This is a genomic window from Candidatus Amarolinea dominans, assembly GCA_016719785.1.
Taxonomy (GTDB): Bacteria; Chloroflexota; Anaerolineae; order SSC4; family Amarolineaceae; genus Amarolinea; species Amarolinea dominans.
In genome coordinates, this window is record JADJYJ010000003.1 from 525,495 (window position 1) to 546,156 (window position 20,662).

A 20,662-nucleotide genomic window follows, 5' to 3' on the forward strand; every position below is an offset into this window, starting at 1 on the left:
CATTTGTAGCCAGTTTGTAGCCACTTGCGTGTTATACTTTATGATAGTTTGTGACGCCATCAAGCGTGAGTATTAGGCGGAGGTTTCAATGACAAAGTTGTATCTACGAGCAATTACCATTATTGGGCTTGCAGTTATCCTGGCACTTTCTTCGGCTGGTGAGACGCAGGCACAACCGAATGAAAAGGCGCCCCATGTGGGTTATTTTGACGAGGTTGACGATGCCCAAATGCGAAATGGACCAGACCCCAATTATGTTCCATCAGCAGAAGAACAACTGGAGATAGCCAACAAGAGCGAGACGGCCAAACAATTTGTGGAAAATCTCGAAACGGTGACTGAAGGTGTACTTGATTATCGGATAGTAATTGTGGGTACCTGGCTTGAACCTAACGATTCTGCTCACCGCAATTATTGCGGTCCCGGTGCGACCCAGGTTGTGCTTGATGCGCGCCTGGATGCTTCACAAATACCCCACATAGATGTGATTGGTGCAGAAGAATATATTGACCCAACCTGGGGCGTTTATACTCGATTCATTCGAGACGTTCTGAATAGACGCTTGGGTACCACCTGGTATATCTTGGATGCCGCCGGTAACGAGAATTATCTGAGATACTACATAAAAATGGATATTATTAATGGTTACGCGATGGTCACTGCTCTAAGAACAGGTGCGTCATCTGGACAGATAATGAGTGGTTGGGGAAATCGAGACGTTCGGCATGTGATAGCCATTTATGGCTACAATGCGCCTGGTGCGACTAACACGACCATTTACTATACGGAAACCTCTGGTACGGCGGCAGGCTATTATGGCTCTTATCGTCAGAGCATGCCTATGGAACAGTTGTGGCAGCACGTCAGCCGTAACAATTCACAGGTCTGGTAACACCGATGATCAGAGTATTGCCTGTAAGAGTCAGAGCGAGTGTCTGGCTTAACTTGGCGATTGGCCTATCAATGCTGACCGCCTGCCAAGCGACGCGAACACCCCTTATGTCTCCGTCAGATGAAACTTCTGGCGAGATCAGTCATGGCAGAGAACTGACTTTCACACCAACAGCAACGCCTACCCTGGTTCAAGCGATACCCTCGGTATCTGCCACTTCGTCGCGGACCAAGACTCCTACCATATCTGCATCGACGCCGTCGTTTACCCCCACATCACCTTCGAAGCCGACTCCTACACCTACTCCCACTACGGCTTGGGCTACTCTGACGCCGGCGCTATTACACCGGTTACCGGCACAAACCCAACGCGCAACCTGGCTTGTTCCCGATGAGACCCACCTGTACTTTGTCTTAGGTTCAGACGACCGGCGTCATATTTTCCGCTATCCCTTTGCTGGCGGACCTATCGAGATGGTAGCGACGACGAACTTCGATGATGGCGATATAGCAACCTATAAACCAATTCGCAGCGGTGACTGGTTGATCTTTGTTGATACTCATGAAGACGACTACGCGGCCTGGATCGTGCGGGCATTGAATCTCAGAGACGGGAATGAACGGGTTGTTGTTGAGGAAGCCGGAGACGCGGACTCGTGGCCCGGGCCAGATATAGAAGCCGACGGTGATTGGGTGGTGTGGACACAGCTAAAGCAATCCAAACAGGCTGCGTGTACGGAAACGATACTGGCACTGCGCAATCTTCGCACAGGTGAGCAACGCGAGTTGGACCGCATCTGTGCCGAGACTAACTATATGTGGGTGGCCCCCGCGCTCTCAGGCGGCAAGTTGGTTGTCGAACAAGATTTACCTGATAATCGGGGAAGAGGTAATAACATCTATCTGTTCGATTTGGATACCGGGCAACGTGTCGCGTTGACAACCGACGGAAAAAGTAGTATGCCTGCGTTCTCATACCCATGGGCAATATGGAAAGCTGGTCCACGATATAGCCAAGGGTTTGAGGCTGTAGTCTATGATCTACGAGATGGGCGCCGAGAAGTGATTGCCGCCCCAGGCGGAGAATCTGGAGATCCACGCTTGGATGGTCAGTGGCTGTATTGGATAGCTTCTCGCAGGAGGCCGTTGTATATCTACGATTTGGTGAACAAACGCATGTTCCTTGCCCTTACACCACCACCAGGTGAAAAAGCGGCTGTTCTGGGCGCAGTGATTTACGGCAACAGAATCGTTTGGGGATACACATCTGACTCTTCAGTTGTTGACCCTGAGATTGTGCTGGAATGGCGCACGTTGCCTTAGTCACGATCGGTTCTGCACAGTAGTTTGTGGCAACGTTGATTGCGGTTGTTGGCTGTTCCGGCTGGGCTTGCATATAAGGAGGAGACCATGTTTCCCGCGGCTAAATACGTCTCATTCGTGGTACGCCTGTGGTGTGATGACCAGGAACAGCCGTCGGATCACTGGTACAGTGAGGTCGAGCATGTCCAGAGCGGCGAACGCTGGCAGTTCGATAGCCCGACGCAGTCACTGCACTTCGTGGCGCAGATGGCCGCTCGTCTGGATGTCCCCGTCACGCCTGCCCCCATGACTGTCTGCCCCTGACATTGTTCTGGCTTTTGCCTACTGTCCCCCTGGGATCGTGCAGGGCCGCTCCCGGCCTCTGCTCCCAGACTCTCTCCCGTCTGGGCGGGCGATGATATTCGTGGCTGTTTTCCCCTGCCTGCCGCCCGGGAAACAGCCCACGAATGGCATCGAGCCTCTAGGAAATGGGCTGCAATCCTTCGTCTGCAGCCTGTGGGTTTGGTTTCCGATCTCGGGGTTTTTTCGCTGATCGAGAGGACGAGCTGCTCCCTGGCTCGCCCTCTCGATTCTTTTTTCGACCTGTCACGCGCCGCGCCCCTGGCCCGCTTTGTCACTCCGACCGCGGCGCGGTACAATGCGTCCCATGTTGGTTGACACTTCGCCTTCCAGGCGCTTGCTCTGGTCGCTGCGCGGCCTGGTTCTCGTCCTTCTCATCTTGCACCTGGCCGCGCCCCGCTTCGGCGAAGCCGCGGCCTGGGGCCTCTGGCCCATCACTTTCTTCGCTCCGGCCGTACGCTGGACGCTGGCGCTGCTGGTGGCGGCGCTCTGCATCCCCGCGCTGACCGACCGCCTGCTGAAGGCTGCGCGCAGCGTCGCCTCCACAGAAACTGCACCGCCGTCACAACCCCCCATGCGCTGGTTTGCAGCCCTGGCCTTGCTCTCCATACCGCTCTTCTGGGCCTTGCGCCTGGTACACACGCGCTGGGGCGACGCCTACATCCTCACCAACGCCATCCCCTATCCCGATCCGGCCCTGCGTCTGGTCTACACCTGGCAGGCGCCCCTGACCGTCCTCTGGCACGCGAAGCTGTGGGCGCTCGGCCAGCGCCTTTGGCAGTGGCCCGATGCCTTCCCCGCCTACGCCATCACCAGTGTTGCGGCCGGCGCGGTCTACGTCTTTGTGGTGCTGCAACTGGCCTGGGAAGCGGGCCGCAGCCGCGGCCAGCGCCTGCTCGTGGCCGGACTCTTGCTCAGCCTGGGCACGATGCAACTCTTCTTCGGCTATGTCGAAAACTACACCCTGCCCGCCGTCGCCATCATGATCTATCTCTGGCTGGCCGCACGCACGCTGGCGAACAAGACCCCGCTGTGGGTCACGGCCGCCGCCCTGGGCCTGGCTAACGCCCTGCATCCCTCCACACTCAACCTCGCGCCGTCGCTCCTCGTCCTGGCCGCGATCAGCGCCCGGCGCGTCGGCTGGCCGCGAACCCTGCTGCAGGCGGCCGCGCCCTTGCTGCTGATCGGCCTGGGTGTCATTGCCATGATGCAGGCCGGCGGTCACGGCCTGCAGGCGCTGCTCAGCAGCGATCGCCCCGGCGGCGGCGACGGCCGTTGGCTGGTGCCCCTGTGGACCACCGCCACGCGCTGGGAGCACTACACTATGTTTTCCTGGGGACACCTGCTCGACATCGTCAATCAGCAGTTACTCAGCGCGCCGGTCAGTCTGGCGGTTGTACTGCTCTGCCTGGCGAGACCCCTGACTGCCGCGGCGCCGTCACTTTCTGTCTACGTGCGCTTTCTCGCGGTCGCGGCTGCAGGCAGCCTGCTCTTCATTCTGCTCTGGAACCCGGACTACGGCGGCCAGCGTGACTGGGACCTGTTCAGCCTGAGCAGCCTGCCGCTGACGACGCTGGCGGCCGTGCTGTTGGGCCGCGCCCTGCCCGACGAACGCGCGCGCTGGGAGGCCGCTCTGGCGCTGGTGGGCCTTTCCGCGTTTCACACCGCCGCCTGGATCTTCCAGAACACACGGCCGTGGGAGTGGGGAAAGTAGGGGCGCTGCAATCCGGCGGATTGCGTTACAGGGGCGCGAGGCGTTGGAGGAGTTGCCAGGTGGCGGCGATTTCGCTGAGTGGGTCGTCGAATTCGATGGTGGTGAAGTGACCGGGCGGGCGGGTGCGCACCAGGTCGAGCGGGAGCAGACCATCCCAGGAGTAGGCCAGTTGCGGAAACGCGCCGCGGCCCACGGTGCGGATGGCGGTGACGCCGCGGGCGCCGCAGGCCTCGGCAAAATGCAGAAACGCGGGGTTATCCCGACCCCTGCCTGCCCAACGGCCACACTCAGCGACTGCAGGTTGCCAGGCGGCAGGAGCGCCAGGTAGCGCTCCGGGATTTCCAGTAAGTTTGCCACCGGCCGCACCACGATCACGCGGCCCTGACAACCGTTGACCTGGCTCAGCCACTGGCCGGCCGCCTGCCGCCGGTCCGCTGGCAAAGGGCGCTCGTCCACCACAACGACAAAGTCATCGTCATAGCCTGACCATACCCGCACCTGCCCCGTGGCCTCCAGCGCCTTGTAGCGATCGAAACGATCGTGCAGCGGCTGACGGGGCCAGGCGCCGCGCGGCAGGAGCGTCGCCAGGGTCTGGCAGTGCGCGGTCAGGCGTTCGGCGTAGCGCGCAAGGCTCGCCTGGCCGGTGACGCCCGCGTCTGCGACTTCCACGAAATGCACGCGCGCGGACAGGCAGCCGTTCTGATCCCAGAAGATGGAATCCAGGGCCGCCAGCAGCGCAACCACATCCAGCAGCGGCAGCGCGGGCGCGTCTGGCAGCCGGGCTTGCGGCGCCAGCATCTCGCGGCCGATGGCCGCAAAGCTGACCTTGTGTCCGTGCGCGTGCAGCCGCGGCGGCTGCGCGGGCGCGGCGTGTCGCGCGGCCCGACCAATCTCGCTAATCGTTTGATCGCCGGCCGCGGCTACAATCAGGTCTGCCTGGGCCAGCAGCAGCGCCTGGATGCGCTCATCCTCGAAGTCCCAAATCAGCAGAGCGACGTTCGCCACCAGGTCAGGATCAACCGCGGCCAGCGCACGCAGAACCAGCGGCCCGAACAGCGGTTCCTGGCGCGAATTGCGGATGACGATGGCCGGCGGCGCCGTGTCCGCAGCCAGGCTCGTGGCCTGCGCCAGGAAGGTGATCAGCAGCGCGGTGCCCGGCACGTTGCCCGCGCCGTAGCCCACCACCAGTTCAGGCGCAGTCACTTCGCCAGGGAGCGGACCATCCTGGCGGCGGCGCAGAAATCGCGCCAGGTTCCAGCCAGGCGTCGCGGCCGGATAGAAGCGCAACCGTCCGGGGAGGCCGGGGATAGGCTGCCACGCGGCGGCAGCCTGCCAGGTGGGCAAACTGGCATACGCGGCCGGCAGTTGGTCCAGCGCCATCATGTCCAGCGCGGCCAGCGTCATGCGGATCATCGCTTCTGAGTAGCCGGTGTAGATGGGGAGCGCGGTCAGAATCTCGCGGCGCAGAGGATCGGCCGGATCGGCCAGGCGGCGGCCGGCCACTTGCAAGGCTGTTTGCAGGCGCACCCAGTACGCGGCCCCAGTCGGGACACGCGTGCGCTGGCCGCGCAGCCCGGCCAGGAGCGCCTGCCAGTCAGAAGGCTGCAGATCGGGATAGCGGGCCGTCACCGCACGCGGATCGTCCGGCGCCGCGGGTTGGCCGTCCAGGTAGGAAAGCGTTCGGTAGCCCACGTTCGCGAAGGCGGGCTGCTGCTGCAAAGCGTCGGGCAGCCAAAAACCGTCCATGTCCCACCCCTATAGCTGCGCGGCGCAGCCGGCTTCGTCCAGTAGATCCACGCGTTGAATGGAGCCTTGCGCGAGATAGGCGCCGGCCTCGCCGCATGAACACGATGCGTCGCCGCGCAGCAGATGCACACGGTCGGCCGTCTTGAAAAAAGCCGGGAACAGCTCGCCGCCGCCGAAAGGATCGAAGAAGGCCAGCAGGCCGGTGGTGTCCGCGCCCGTCTGCAGCGCATCGTTCGCATCCACGGTGGCTGCGTGGATCCAGGGCGGCAGGTGATAGTTGCCGTGCCGGCACTGCATGGCCGCCCAATTGCCCTCGGCCATGCCGTAGGTGTCGCGCACCATGACCGGCTCGCCATCGGCCGAAGTCATTGCCTGCGCGACGGTCGCCCTGATCTCGGCCGGCGTGTGGGGGTAGCGTTCCTTCATGCCGCCGCCAGAACCGACCAGGCTGCCCGGCGTCAGGCGCAGCGGCGTTCCCTGGCGCAGGATGTCCAATGCCACTGCGTGCAGGTGCGTCCAACCGGCGAACAAGAGCACCTTTTCCCTGGCTGCCGACGCCTGCCGGAGCAAGCTGACCGTGCTCTGCACCGCCCTGGGGGTGACGACATGGTCGCCCATCCAGTGCATGAACGGGTGCCACAGCCGGCGTTCGACCATGCCGGCCCAGCCGCTGCGCCAGGTACGGCCGGCGCGGATGCGCACCTGGTCGGGTTGGGCGGCAAACGGGATCGTGAAATGCACCCGCTCGGGCGCGAGACCGATGCCCTGTGTGCTGAACTGTGCCATGCGCGCCATCGCGATGCGGGTTTGCCGCGGCATGATGAAGATGGCGCGGTGATCGGCCTGCATTGCGAAGTAGCGCTGAAACGACAGGTAGAAACTCTCCGTGGTGCGGGCCAGGGCCTGCTGGTTGCGCACCAGGATGGTGGCTCGCCCGGAGGTGCCGCTGGAGGTCAGGATTTCCAGGCCCAGGTCGGCGAAGATCGCTTCGATGGCACGCAAGAGCGCCTCCAGCGAGCCGTAGCGCGGGCGAAAGCGGCTGAAGCGCGCGCGCGGCAGTTCGATGGAGAGCTGATCCGCCAACCAGCCCAGGAATTCGAGCGGGCGGTCTTGCGGAAACGGTGTTCCCAGCAGATCAATGTAGGACTTGAAGGTCTGTGACGTGGGCCGCAGCACACGCGCCAGCGCGCCGGCATCCAGGGATGGCCCCACCCCGCGGGCGGCGACCGTTTGCTGGTAGGCGCGGTTGCGCGTAAAGTGCCAGGCGTGCGTTTGCAGGATGCCGTCGAGCAAGACGGCCTCACGTTGGCCGGGCGTCAGGCTCCAGAAGCTGGCGAGTGATGGTTGATCCACGGCGTCATACTCGCTACTATCGCCGCGCGGGCTTGTGGGCGTCGTCATCGGGCGCTCACTGGCCCGACTCCACGCAACGGAAGCCGAAGATGGCATAGACATCCGTGGGGCCATACGCGCTGCGGAAGCTGGTGCGCACGACTTTGGCCGTGGTCCACCAGGAACCGCTGCGGCTGACACGCGCCTGCCCGGTGGCTGGACCTTGCGGATCGCCCTCCGGAGCTTTGGCATAATAGCCCTTCTCGTACCAATCAGACACCCACTCCTGCACATTGCCGGCCATGTCGAGCGCATCGTAGGGGCTGGCGCCTGCCGGATAGTGTCCAACCGGTGCTGCGAATTGAAAACCGTCATCCACGCCGCGCTCGGCGCCGTAGATATCCAGGTTGGAATCGGCAAAGTTGACCAGATCACCCGCCGTCGGCTCGTCGCCCCAGGGATACAGCAGGCCATCCGGGCCGCGCGCGGCCTTTTCCCATTCGGCCTCGGTCGGCAGACGCCGGCCAGCCCAGCGGCAGTAGGCCACGGCATCGTTCCAACTGATGTGCGTCACCGGATAATCGTCCTGACCCTCAATCGTGCTGTCCGGGCCAAAGGGGTGTTGCCAGTTTGCGCCTTTGATCAGGTTCCATTTACTGGTGGGATCGAACACGCGCGACTGGCCGTTTTTTTCGGCCGTCGTCTGGAACTTGGCCGCCGCTACAAACTGCTTGAACATGCCGTTTGTGACCTCGGTGCGATCCACCCAGAACGCAGACAGCGTCAGGACGCTCTGCGGCTTCTCGTTATCGTCGGCCACCAGGTCGGTGCCGGTGGAGCCACGCAAGAAAGGCCCGGCCGGCACATAAAGCTGCATCATGCCGTCCTGCGCACTGATGCGCGCCGAGCCTGGGCCAAGTTCGGGCTTGAGCGTCTCGGTGATGACCGGCACTGTTTCCACCAGGCCGGTGGTGGTAATCAGCGTTGAGGCGGCGATCCAGGCCGGGGTGCGGTTGTACATGAATTGCCACCAGGCGCCGGTTTCATTAGCCGCGTAGCGCCCGGTGATTGTGAGCTTTTCGCCTTTGCGCAAGCGCGCCAGGATGGGGTAGGCCATGTCCGGCCCGCTGCGCACATTGACCGCCGCGCCCATGATGCGCAACTCTGGCGCGGGTGTGGGCGTCGGTGACGGCGACACCGTCGGCGTCGGTGATGGCGCGGGCGTGTCGCTGCCCGGCGCTGCGACTGGTGCGGCGGTGGTGGCTGCCGCTGGAACCGTGGCGCCGGTGGCCGGCGTGCTGCCTTGGGCCACGGTTGTGGCCGTGGGGGGCTGGCGCCCGCCGGAACCGCTGAGCGCGATGCCCAGGCCGGCAATCACCACCACGAGCAGGACTGCCAGCCCGGCCACCAACGGCAGCGGGAAAGGCTGACTGGTCGGCGTTGCGGGTCGCGCCGCAGGCTGCGACGCGGCCGATTTTGCGGCCGGCGCCGATTTGCGCGGGGATGGCGCGATGGCGTCTGCTACGATCGTCCTTTCCGGCGGCGGCGCGGCTGCCTGTGTGCTTAGTCCGGGCGGCGTGTGTCCCTGGCTGGCGATGACAAAATCGCGTGCCAATTCGCCGGCGCGTTGGTAACGATCGGCCGGGTCCTTGGCCAGCACCTTGCTCACCACCGCCTCGATCGGTTGCGGCAGGTCAGCCTTGACCTGGCAAATGGGCGGCGGGGCTTCATGGACATGGGCAAAGATGGTAGCCACGGGCGTGGTGCGCGCAAACGGCACGCGCCCCGTCAACAGCTTGTAGATGACCACGCCCAGCGAGTAGAGATCGGTGCGACGATCAATGTCGCCATCCTGGGCCTGTTCGGGCGCCATGTACTCTGGCGTCCCCATCACGATGCCTGTGCGCGTCAACCCGGTGCCGGCTCCCGCCCGCACCAGGCCAAAGTCCATCAGCGTGATCTGCCCGCTGGGGCTGAGCATGATATTGGCCGGCTTGATATCGCGGTGGACGATGCCCTGGTCATGCGCGTAATCGAGCGCCTGCGAAACCTGTTGTACCACGTCCGCGGTCTGTGCCAGGGGCATCGGGCCATTCTTACGCACCCAGTGCTCCAGCGTGGCGCCTTCCAGGTACTGCATGATGAGATAATGCAGGTCGCCGGTCGCACCCACATCGTAAATGGTAATCACGTGCGGATGGTGCAAATTGGCAGACATGATCGCTTCTTGCTGGAAGCGTTTGACGAAGTCTTCGTCGGCTGCCAACTGGGGCGCGAGAATCTTGATCGCCACCGTTCGCCGCAGGTCAGGGTCGTAGGCGCGGTAAACCACCCCCATGCCGCCACGCCCCAGCTCACTCTGAATCTGATACTTGCCGATCTGCTGCCCAATCAATGGGTCTGCCATGTTTTTCTCCTCAAGGCCCCCAGCTCAAGCGTTCCTGGGTCCAGTCCCAATCACCGCTGCCGTAGCCGCCGTTCAGGTCGAACAGCTTGCGCTGCTCGCTGCCGTCCGCGCGCATGACGAAGACCGCCCAGCCGCCATCCCGGTTGGAGACGAAGGCGATGAAGTTGCCGTCTGGGGAAGCGGTTGCCAAACCATCATTGGCGGGGTTATTGGTGAGTCGTTGTAGTCCGCCGCCGTCTTCACCCACGCGGTAGACCTCCCAATTGCCATCACGGTTCGACATGAACAGAATCTGAGAGCCGCGGTTGTCGGTTGGTATGTCGCCCGGTTGATCGGTCGCGACGCCGGGATTATTGCCGCTGGTGTCAATCGTCATGATGCCGCAGGTGCGGCCGCCGGCCCAGTTGTCACAACCGTTGAAAGCCACGCGCCAGCTTTCCAGGATGACCGGGTAACGTCCGAACAACTCCTGGGCGCCGATCTTGAGCGGCGGCGTCTCACGGCGGGCGCCGGCATCCTCTTGAAAATAGAGCCGGTAGCGCCCGTCGCCCTGCGCGCTGGAGTCGAAGATCACGCTGATGCCGGACGGCGACCAGTGCGGGTGCATATCTTCGGGGTGTTCGCTGATCAGGCGTTTGCCGCCGCCATTGCGGTCGGTGCGCACCAGGTTATCGGCGCCGCCGCCATCGCCGTTGCCCACCAATTCGCCGTTGACGTTGAAATCGGGCTGGCGCATGTTGCCGATGATCGTACCCCGACTGTCATTGCTGACGTTGTAGAGCACCGTGTCCATGCTGCTGCCGTTCCAGGTGGCGTAGGCAATGCGACCGCTCAGGCCGGCTGGGCTGCCGCCGCCGCTCGGTGTGGCTGTGCTGCCGGACGGGGCAGGGGTGGACGTGGATGCACCGGCGCCGGGCGTGACCGATGCGGCGGCAATGGGCGCCGTCGTGACGCGCACATCATCCAGATAGATGGCGCCGCGGCTGGCCTGCTTGTCCGGCACACCGTCGAGCACCAGGGCAAAGAGGCTGACGGGATAGTCCAGGGCCTGGTTGTCCGTGCCGCTGATGTGGCCCACCGGCCAGGGCGCGCGATCATCGAACCAGGCCGTGAGCTGTTGCCAGCCCTGATGTTTGATCTGGCCGAAGGTGTAGGCGCGCACTTCGCCGGCCTTGTCCTTGATCCAAACGTTCAGAAAATGACCGGCGCCCTCGCCGTAGACCCACGCGGTCAGGCCGGTGGGACTGCCGGGCAGGCTCAAGGCCGGCCGCGCTTCGAAGACGACATAATTGTCGGCCACCGCGGCAAAATCGTAGGCCAATTTGGCGGCCGACTTATCCGCTTTGACCTGCTCGGCTGAGCGCGTCAGCGTGCCATAGGGCTGCTGACCGCGACGCCAGGCGACATCGCGCTCGAAATCAAGCACCACGCCAGGGGCAAGCGGGGCCACCGTGACCGCCGGGCGGGGCGTGGGCGTGTTCGCTGGCGTGGCGGTGGGCGCAGGCGTATTCGTGGGCGTGTCCGTCGCCGCCGCGGTGGGCGTATCCGACGGCAGCGGCGCGGCCGTCGCGGTGGGCGCCAGCGTGGCGGTGGCAACCGTCGCCGTCACCGTGGCCGGCGGCGGAGTTTCGACGATAAGAGTGGTCGCGAGCGGGGATGGCGAAACCACGACAAGCACCTGTGGGGTTGCCGTGGGCGCGGACGCGGAGCCACGGTTGCTTGCCAGCAGCGCGCCGACGATGCCCAGGACGGCCAGCAGGGCCACGGCGCCGATGATGAGCGGCAGCCGCGTCGCGCCCGCTCGCGTGGTTGCGACCGCAGGCGCGGCTGATGAGGCAGGTGCGACCACCGGAGGCTCGCTTTCCATGCGGAGGGTCGGCGCGCCGCCAATGAGAGTTTGCGCCGCATGAACTTCTGCCGCTGGCTGTGCGACCCTTGTCACCGCCGCGGTGGGCACGGTGGTACGGACAGCTGCCGGCAACTCCGCCACGGCTGCGGCAAAATCGTCGGCCAGATGCCCGGCGCGTTGATAGCGCGCGGCCGGGTCTTTGGCCAGCGCCTTGAGCAGAATGGTCTCCAGGCGGGGCGGCAAGTCAGCGCGGGTTTGGCGCAAGGGCGGCGGCGGCTCATGGATGTGCGCATAGGTGACGGCGTAGGGCGTTGAGCGCGTAAAGGGGAGCTTTCCGCTCAACATGCGGTAGAGAACCACTCCCAGCGCGTAGACATCGGTACGCGCATCTACCTCGGCGCCGGTGGCCTGTTCGGGCGCCATATATTCGGGCGTGCCCACCACCATGCCGGTGCGGGTGAGCATGGCGCCTTCGGCCGCGCGCACCAGGCCAAAGTCCATCAGCGTGGCGTGCCCCTCCGCCGTAAGCATGATGTTGGAAGGCTTGATGTCGCGATGGATCATGCCGCGGCTGTGGGCAAAATCGAGGGCGCTGGCAATCTGGCGCAGGACCGGCACAGCCTGGCTCAGCGGCATAGTGCCATGATCCTTGAGCCACTGATCGAGCGTTTTGCCCTCGAGAAATTCCATCACCAGGTAGTGAAAACCGTCATGCTCGCCCACGTCGTGAATGGTGACCACGTTGACATGGTGCAATTGAGCCGACATCACGCCCTCGCGATGGAAGCGGCGCACGAAGTCCTCATCGAAGGCAAACTGCGGCGGCAGCACCTTGATGGCCACAGTCCGCTGCAGCAGGGCGTCGAAGGCTTCGAAGACCATGCCCATGCCGCCGCGGCCAATTTCACTGCGAATTTCATAGCGGCCAAGCCGTTTTCCAATCAGGGATGAACTCATGAATGTCCCTCTGCAACTCCCAACATCATAGCGATCCAAAAAATGGCAAGCGTGACGATTACGTTCGGGTTGAACTGCGCCTGGACCAAGAAGCCGGTGACGGCCGCCAGGGCCGCGGCGCTGCGCGCATGCGCCGGGCGGTCAGCCGTGCTCAGCAGTCCACGCCAGGTCAGGCGGTAGAAGGTGACGACCGTGGCGACCAGGGCCAGCAGCCCAGCCAGCCCAAGCGTCAGCCATTGATCCAGCACCAGGTTGTGCGGGTCAGTTACAATAGCCGAATCTTGCCAAGATGTCAATTCTGCCGGGGAGTTGGGCTTGAAAACCGGGGTGAAGGTCGCCGGCCCATAGCCCAGGAGCCAGCGCGGGCCGATCAGACCGGCGCTTGTACGCCAGATGAGCAGCCGCGTGGCGGTGGAAGCCAGCCGCAATTCGACAAAGGGCGCTGAGGCCGATACCGCCGTTGGCTGCCGAACCAGGCTGACCCGGTTCATCATCAGCAGCCAGGCGCCGCCCAGCAGGCAGACCAGCAGGGCAGCCAGGGCCAGGCGCCGATCGCGCCAGCGGTAGGCCAGCAGCCCCAGGCAGACTGCCACGGCGACCGTCGCGCCCAGCCAGGCGCCGCGGGCTTGGGTCAACAGCAGGCAGGTCACTTGAAGCGCCAGCACCACTCCGGTGCGCCAGCGGGCCGCCGGCAGCGTCAGGCCGGATGGCAGCGGTTCCCACAGGCGGGCCAGGGTGAAGGGAATGATCAGCGCCAGGTAGGCGCCGAGAAAGTTGGAGCGTCCGAGCGTGGAGAGTACCGGCGAAATGGCGTCGGTGGTCCAGGACAGAGGATCAAGGCCCAGGGCTTGGATCAGGCCGTAGAGGGTCACGGGCACGCTGCCGAGGATCAGCGCGGTCACCTGGCGTTGCCGCGCAGCGAGGGTGCGCCAGGACAACAGCAGGAGGAGGGCAAAGAGCGGGCCGGCGGCCAGAACCAGCGCGCCGTGCAGGTTGTTGGGGGTGCCCCACAGGCTGGCCGGCGGGTCAACCGAGGCGAAGGTGGCCGCGGCGATGATGGCGAGGTAGGCGCTGAGCCAGCGCCGGAGCGCCCGCGGCGGCGCGGCCAGCGCGTCCGGTTTACGCAGCCAGGTGGGCAGGGCAATGCTGCCCGCGAGGAGGACGAGGAGCAGAAACAGGGCGATCTTGGCCGGCTCGAACGCGACATCGGCCCACGGGTTGAACCAGAGGGGGCAGGAGGACGACCGCCAGCAGGCCGGTCAGGCGGATCAGGTGCGGGCCGAGGAGGTAGGGGTATACGGATGATCCTTCTGAATTCATTCATGCCCTGCCACGAATTTCACGAATTGACACGAATTGGATTCGCGTTGCGGACGCCGAATGAATTCGGTGTCTGATACGTCAAACCCGCTCAAGCGGGTTGCGGTGGTGGGAACCGGTCGTGACAGGTTCTGGTGGTTCAGCCCGTGAATTCGTTCTCCGCAAATTTCACGAATTCAGCCGTCACACCCAACACCAACCTGCTTCAGCAGGTTTCGGTGTATCAGACCGTGAATTCATTCACGGGCGTCTTGCGCCTTTGGCGTCCTTTGCGTTTGCGGGGTTCTGCTCAAGAGTTGGGCTATTCGTCAATCCACAATCACCGCTCTCATCTACGTACATCAAGTACATGCGACTACCTTTGCTTCGTCAATGGCACATGCAGACAGGATGCATGGGAGACCATGCACCGACAATCATACCGCATCTGTGAGCCGCGGTCAATCCCGCGCCGCGCCGGATTTTGCCACGAATTGCACGAATTGCCACGAATTGGGGCACACCGAAGCGTGATTTGTCGCCGAGGGCGTTGTCACGCCGGAGGCGTGACCTACGGTTTGGGTATGTCACGCGACAGACGGCGGCGGCCAGCCTTTGCGCCTCTGCGTCCTGGCGACTTTGCGTTGATACCCCTCATCCTGGACGGCGTCAGCGCCGGCGGGTGGGCCAGGCGCCGAGCAGGGCAAAGCCGAGCAGCAGGCCCAGGCTCAGGAGGCTGCCGGCGGCGGCCAGCGCGTCGCGGCCCGGGGCGAAGGTGAGCTGTGCGGAACCGGAGATCGTCGGGACCGGATTGACATTGGGCGGCGTCGGCGTCGGCCCGATTGGAATCGGCGCGTTGGTGATGAAGACCTCGTCCAGGTAGATGGCGCCGCGGCTGGCGGAACCGTCGGGCACGCCATCGAGGGCGAACTGAAAGAAACTGACGGGATAGTCGAGCACCTGGTTGTCCGGGCCGCTGATGTGGCCGGCCGGCCAGGGCGCCTGATCGTTGAACCAGGCGGTCATCTGCTGCCAGCCCTGGTGGTAGATCTGGCCGAAGGAGTAGGCGCGCACCTCGCTGGCCTTGTCCTTGATCCAAACATTGAGAAAATGTCCGGAGCCGTCGCCGAAGACCCAGGCGGTAAGCCCGGTGGGGTTGCCGGACAGGGCCTTGGCCGGCCGCAGCTCGAAGACGACGTAGTTGTTGGTGACGGCCGCGAAGTCATAGGCCAGCTTGCCGCTGCTGGCGCCGAGTTTGGCCTGCTCGGTGGAACGGGTAAAGGCGCCGTAGGGTTCATCGCCCCGGCGCCAGGTTTGATCCTGCTCGAAATCGAGCACCAGGCCGGGCCGTGCGGGCGGCGCGGGCGCTTTGGTGGGCGCTTTGGTGGGGGCGGCCACAGGCCGGGTGGCCGTGGGCGCGGGCGTGGCCGTGGGCACGACCGTGGGGGTGGCCGTCGCTGTGGGCGCTTTGGTGGCTGTGACGACGGACCGGGTCGGCGTTGGCGACGCGACGACCACGATCACCTGCGTACTCGTGGCTGTCGGCGCCGTTGTCGGTGTAGAGGTCGGCGTCGGGGTCGGCGATGGCGCTGGCGTGACCTCGTCGCCGGTTTTCACTACGACGGTCGGTGCAGGCGTGGCGGTTGGAGTTTCGGGGGGCCGCGTGATCAGCCACGCGCCGCCAACGGCTGCCACGAGGAGCAGCAGCAGCAGGCCGATCAGGATCGGCATCTTGCTGGCAGGTTGGCGGGCGGCGGGCGGTGCTGTGCGTGGCCGCGGACGCGCGGTCGTGGAGCCGGACGGGGTGGGAGGACGGCTGGCGCCAGGCGGGGTGGATGCGCGTCCGCTGCCGCCGGCGACAGGGGGTGCGACGGGCGCTGCCAGCCCTGCGTCGGCCTTACCGCCGATAGCCGCTTCGAACTCGCGCGCCAACTGCCCTGCGCTTTGATAGCGATCGGTCGGCTGTTTGGCAATCGCCTTGAGCACCACGGCTTCCACGACCCTGGACAGATCAGGCCGTAGTTGGCGCAGGGGCGGCGGCGCTTCGTAGACATGCGCGTGGATCAAGGCAGGGGCGGTGGTGCGTTCGAAGGGCAAGCGGCCTACGAGCAGGCGATAGATCACGATACCGAAGGCGTAGATGTCGGCCCGATGATCGGTAGGTTGACCCTGGGCTTGTTCGGGGGCCATGTACTCCGGCGTGCCCATGACCGCGCCGCTCATCGTCAGCACGGTGCCTTCGGTGGCGCGCACCAGGCCAAAGTCCATCAGGGTGACATGACCATCGTTGGACACCATGATGTTGGACGGTTTGATGTCGCGATGGACGACCCCGCGTTTGTGGGCAAAGTCGAGGGCGTCGGCCACCTGGCGTACCACGCGATTGACCTGATCCACACCCAGGAGGCCGCTGGTCAGCCAGCGGTCGAGCGGGGACCCTTCGAGGTACTCCATGACAATGAAGTGGAAGTCCTCGTGCTCGCCCACATCGTGAATGGTGACAATGTTGGGGTGTTTGAGCTGTGCGGCCATGACGGCTTCGCGATGAAAGCGGCGCACGAAGTCGGGGTCCATGGCCAGTTGCGGCGGCAGGACCTTGACGGCCACGACGCGCTGCAGCGCGGGGTCATAGCCGCGGTAGACAACACCCATGCCACCGCGACCGATTTCCGCTTGAATTTCGTACTTACCGAGGCGTCTGCCAACCAGTGATGTCGCCATGGGGTGGGCCTTTCTTATGAAAAGAGATGATAAAAGGAATTTACCGTCTGCGCAAGCGCGCTGCAGTTTGCGTATTATCGGTCAAAACAGACGAAAGGACAAAAACGGGTGCGCGCCGCCGCATGAATTGGGATATTCTCTTTTTTGTTGACAGACCTGGAAGAAGGGCGTAGAATGATACGTGATGCGTGTATCAGCCCGTGAATTCATTCGTGCGCGGGTTGGCCGGACGACCAACGATCTATCGAGAGAAAGACCATTCCATGAAATTCCATCGCTCCTCTTCTGTCTCTTCTTCTCCCCTTTCTTTTCGCTTGTCTTTTCGCTTCCTTTTTCTCTGCATCATGATCCTGTCCCTGCTTCTCCCCGCCGCCCAAGCGCCGCTGGCGCGCGCCAGCGCCTTCTATTATGTGGCGACGACCGGCGCGGACAGCAATCCGGGCACGGAGGCGCTGCCCTGGCGGACGATTCAGCATGCGGCCGACACCGTGTCGGCCGGCGACACGGTTTATGTGCGCGCAGGCGTTTACCACGAGGCGGTGCGCATCACCCACTCTGGCGCGGCCGGCGTGTTCATCACTTTTGCTGCCTATCCGGGTGAAACGCCGGTGGTGGATGCGAACGGCATGAGCCTGGCGAACTATTTCGACGGCGGCTTCCGCGTGGACTACGCCGGTTTCGTGCGCATCAGCGGCTTCGTGGTGCAGAACATCACCGACGGCTTTGGCATCATCTGTTACCATGCGGACAACTGCATCATCGAAAACAATCGCACCTACAACACCCTGCACTCCGGCCTTGCCTCGTGGACGAGCACCAACACGGTGATTCAGAACAACGAGGTGGAGCTTGCCAACAACAACGGCGAGCAGGAGGCCATCTCCGTAACCCAGAGCGCCTATGTGCAGGTTCTCGACAATCACGTGCATCACGGCGGCCCGGGCGCCAACGGCGGCGAGGGCATTGACATCAAGGATGGCTCGCACGATGTGCTGGTCAAAGGCAACTACGTCCACGACATGAACCGCCTCTGCCTCTACGTGGATGCCTGGGACTCGCCCACCTACAACATCACCCTGGACGGCAACCGCAGCCATAACTGCTTCCACCACGGCATCGCCCTGGCCTCGGAGCGCGGCGGCGAGCTGACCAACGTGACCATCATCAACAACGTGCTCTACCGCAACACGCGCAAGGGCATCACCATCGGCGATTGGGACGCCGGCTATCCCCATCCCATTCACGACATCGCCATCATCAACAACACCTTCTACGACAACGGCGACGGCGTCTGGGGCGGCGGTATCGAGGTGGCAGAGCCGTCCGTGCAGAATATCGTCATCCGTAACAACATCGTCAGCCAGAACGACTTCTTCACTATCCTGGCCGAGGGGGTGCCCGCCGCGGCCCTGACCGTGGATCACAACCTGATTGACGGCTTCCGCGGTCGGACCGGCGAGCTGCGCGGGGCCGATTACGTGGAAGGAGACCCGGCCTTCGTCAACGCGACCGGCGCAGATTTTCATTTACAGCCCACATCGCCGGCCATTGATCACGGCGCGGCGACCGCAGCCCCGGATCACGATTTCGACGCGGCCCCGCGGCCCAACAACGGGCTGTGGGACATCGGCGCCTACGAGTTCCAGGCCGCGCCGCAGCCGCCGGTTGCCAACTTCACGGCCAGCCCAACCGCGGGCGCCACGCCGCTGATGGTCAGCTTCAGCGACCTCTCCAGCGCCGCGCCGACCGCCTGGGCCTGGGATTTTGGCGACGGTGGAACCTCCACTCTGCAAAATCCGACCCATGAGTACACCGCGCCCGGCTACTATACCGTCAGCCTGACCGCGTTCAACGACCTGGGGCAGGACACCGAAACCAGGGTGGATTACATCGCGGCGCGGCCCATCGGCAGCGGCGAGGCGATCTTCACGGACGGCTTCGAGACCGCGCTGGATTGGGCTCGCAGCGGCAATACCACCTGGTACACCGGCTCACCCAAGAACGGCACGCACAGCGCGCGCCTGCGCGTCACCGGCAGCATCGAAAAGACGATCTCGACCGTGGGCTACCGCTTCATCTCCGTGGCCTTCGGCCTGGGCGCACACAGCCTGGACAACGACAGCGAGAATCTGCAGGCCCTCTGGTATGATGGCAGCGCCTGGGTCGTGCTGAAGCAGATCAACAACAGGGACCCGGAGGAGAACAACCTGCTCAACCCCTTCGAGCTCCAACTGCCGCAGGGCGCCGACAACAACCCGAATTTCGGCCTGCGCTTCAAGCTCAACGGCAGCGCGACCAACGACTACGGCTTCAGCGACGATGTGGTCGTGCGAGGCTTCGCCACCGGCCCGACGCCCACCAGCACGCCGACCGTCGCCGCAACGAACACCCCCACGCCCGCGCCGACCAGCACGCCGACCGTCGCCGCGACGAACACCCCCACCCCTGCGCCGACCAGCACGCCGACCGCCGCCGCGACGCCCACCCCCACGCCCGCGCCGACCAGCACCCCACCCCTGCGGCCGGGCTGCAGCGCATCTTTCTGGATGATTTCGAGGCCGGTTTCAGCGGATGGTACAAGGAGGGCAGCACCACCTGGTACAGCGGCGACCCCAGGATCGGCGCGTACAGCGTCCGCATGGCCGGCAACAACTGCTGGATGAACCGCACCGTTTCCACGGCCGGCTACCATGACATCGTGTACCGCGTCGCCCTGGGCGCGGCGTCCTACGAGGCCTCCGAACGGTTGATCGCCTACTGGTGGGATGGCGCGGCCTGGCAAAAGATCGAGACGATCAAGAATGGCGATCCGGAGGAGAACGGCGCGCTGCACCTCATGGAGTTCAGCCTGCCGGCCGGCGCGGCCAACCGCAGCGACTTCAAGCTGGCCTTCGGTCAATGGAGCGCAGACAGCAGCGACTTCGGCTACATTGACAACGTCGAGGTGCTGGGCATCGCGAATTGAATGAAGGACGAAGTATGACCGATCCAATCCCCATTTACACCATCGGCTATGGTGCGCGCAGTGTGGAGGCGCTGCTGGCGGTTCTGCAGACGTGGCAGATCGCCTTTGTGATTGACATTCGCTCCGCGCCCTACTCGCGTTTCAAGCCCGAATTCTCCAAAGAGTCGCTGGCGCGCGAAATCGAGCGGCGTCACATTCGTTATCTGTACATGGGAGATCTCCTCGGCGGCCGGCCCGCCGACCCCGCCTGCTACCGCGATGGCAAGGTGGATTACGACCTGGTCAAGCAGACGGCCGCCTACCAGGAGGGCATCGGTCGCCTCCGCCGTGCGTTTGCCCAACAGCGCCGCGTGGTGCTGCTGTGCAGCGAGGGGCGGCCCGAAGAGTGTCATCGCAGCAAGCTGATCGGCGAGTCTCTCACCAGCCTTGACATTCCGGTGATTCACCTGGATGAGAACGACCAGCCGCTGTCGCACGCGGCGGTCATCGCCCGCCTGACCGGCGGTCAACTGGGGTTGTTTGGCGCTCCCACATTTACGTCACGCAAACGCTACCAGGCGACCGATGATGATGATGATGACGAAGATGGCGACATGGATGAGAGTGACGATGGGGGCGGATATGATTGAAATCGTTACAATCGGTGTCTATGGCTTCGATGCCGACCATTTCTTTCAGGCCCTGCAAGCCGCCGGCGTCGAAGCGGTGTGCGACATTCGCCGACGCCGCGGGGTGCGGGGCGCGGCCTATGCCTTTGCCAACAGCCGGCGCCTGCAAGACCGGCTGGCCGCGCTGAATATCCGCTATCTGCACCGGCCTGACCTGGCGCCCAGTCACGCCTTGCGCCACGTGCAGGACGCCGCCGACGCGGCCGGCCGTGTCGCCAAGCGTCAACGGGCCGCGCTGGCGCCGGCGTTCAGTGCTCAGTATGAGCAGGAGTGCCTGGCTGGGCTGGACAGCGCTCAGCTCCTGGCCGATTTGAGCGCCTACGGTCATGTCATCGCCCTGCTGTGCGTGGAACAGGCGCCCCAGGCCTGCCATCGTTCCCTGCTGGCCGCCCACCTGACCGCCGCGCTGAGCAGCCCGGTCAGACATCTGAGGGTGAAGGATGAAGGGTGA

13 protein-coding genes are annotated in these 20,662 nt (G+C 64.0%); 7 read left to right on the plus strand and 6 right to left on the minus strand.

What is annotated here, in order from left to right; genetic code table 11:
* Positions 1-88 precede the first annotated feature (88 nt).
* The 3 genes from IPM84_05660 to IPM84_05670 all read left to right on the plus strand — a co-directional run bounded on the left by IPM84_05660 (position 89) and on the right by IPM84_05670 (position 2,517).
* Positions 89-892, plus strand: a complete 804-nt coding sequence (locus IPM84_05660) for a hypothetical protein (GenBank protein MBK9092254.1) — start codon at positions 89-91, stop codon at positions 890-892.
* Positions 893-1,365: 473 nt separating this feature from the next.
* Complete coding sequence (locus IPM84_05665) at positions 1,366-2,214, plus strand: hypothetical protein (protein ID MBK9092255.1); 849 nt, start codon at positions 1,366-1,368, stop codon at positions 2,212-2,214.
* A gap of 87 nt (positions 2,215-2,301) precedes the next feature.
* Positions 2,302-2,517, plus strand: a complete 216-nt coding sequence (locus IPM84_05670) for a hypothetical protein (protein ID MBK9092256.1) — start codon at positions 2,302-2,304, stop codon at positions 2,515-2,517.
* A 1,474-nt stretch (positions 2,518-3,991) separates the two neighbouring features.
* Here the strand turns inward: IPM84_05670 and IPM84_05675 are convergent.
* The 6 genes from IPM84_05675 to IPM84_05700 all read right to left on the minus strand — a co-directional run bounded on the left by IPM84_05675 (position 3,992) and on the right by IPM84_05700 (position 16,578).
* On the minus strand, positions 3,992-6,013 hold the full coding sequence (locus tag IPM84_05675; protein MBK9092257.1) for a hypothetical protein: 2,022 nt from the start codon (positions 6,011-6,013) through the stop codon (positions 3,992-3,994).
* A gap of 9 nt (positions 6,014-6,022) precedes the next feature.
* The gene (locus IPM84_05680; protein ID MBK9092258.1) at positions 6,023-7,414 is read right to left on the minus strand and encodes a hypothetical protein; all 1,392 of its coding nucleotides are present in this window, start codon (positions 7,412-7,414) and stop codon (positions 6,023-6,025) included.
* Between the two features lie 7 nt (positions 7,415-7,421).
* Positions 7,422-9,752, minus strand: coding sequence for an SUMF1/EgtB/PvdO family nonheme iron enzyme (locus IPM84_05685; GenBank protein ID MBK9092259.1), 2,331 nt, complete (start codon positions 9,750-9,752; stop codon positions 7,422-7,424).
* A 10-nt stretch (positions 9,753-9,762) separates the two neighbouring features.
* Positions 9,763-12,558, minus strand: a complete 2,796-nt coding sequence (locus IPM84_05690) for a protein kinase (protein MBK9092260.1) — start codon at positions 12,556-12,558, stop codon at positions 9,763-9,765.
* Positions 12,555-13,460: an O-antigen ligase family protein gene (locus IPM84_05695; GenBank protein MBK9092261.1), complete on the minus strand. Its 906-nt coding sequence runs from the start codon at positions 13,458-13,460 to the stop codon at positions 12,555-12,557. Before IPM84_05695 ends, IPM84_05690 begins: the two co-directional genes overlap by 4 nt.
* Positions 13,461-14,526: 1,066 nt before the next feature.
* The gene (locus tag IPM84_05700) at positions 14,527-16,578 is read right to left on the minus strand and encodes a protein kinase (protein MBK9092262.1); all 2,052 of its coding nucleotides are present in this window, start codon (positions 16,576-16,578) and stop codon (positions 14,527-14,529) included.
* Positions 16,579-16,841: 263 nt separating this feature from the next.
* Here IPM84_05700 and IPM84_05705 point away from each other — a divergent pair, with 263 nt between their 5' ends.
* The 4 genes from IPM84_05705 to IPM84_05720 are packed head-to-tail and all read left to right on the plus strand — an operon-like array spanning position 16,842 to position 20,662.
* Entirely contained in the window at positions 16,842-19,241 is a 2,400-nt protein-coding gene (locus tag IPM84_05705; GenBank protein MBK9092263.1) for a right-handed parallel beta-helix repeat-containing protein, read from the plus strand.
* A complete protein-coding gene (locus IPM84_05710; GenBank protein ID MBK9092264.1) occupies positions 19,238-19,543 on the plus strand; it encodes a hypothetical protein in 306 nt (101 codons plus the stop codon). Before IPM84_05705 ends, IPM84_05710 begins: the two co-directional genes overlap by 4 nt.
* 14 nt (positions 19,544-19,557) lie before the next feature.
* Complete coding sequence (locus IPM84_05715; protein ID MBK9092265.1) at positions 19,558-20,172, plus strand: DUF488 domain-containing protein; 615 nt, start codon at positions 19,558-19,560, stop codon at positions 20,170-20,172.
* The gene (locus IPM84_05720) at positions 20,165-20,662 is read left to right on the plus strand and encodes a DUF488 domain-containing protein (protein ID MBK9092266.1); all 498 of its coding nucleotides are present in this window, start codon (positions 20,165-20,167) and stop codon (positions 20,660-20,662) included. Before IPM84_05715 ends, IPM84_05720 begins: the two co-directional genes overlap by 8 nt.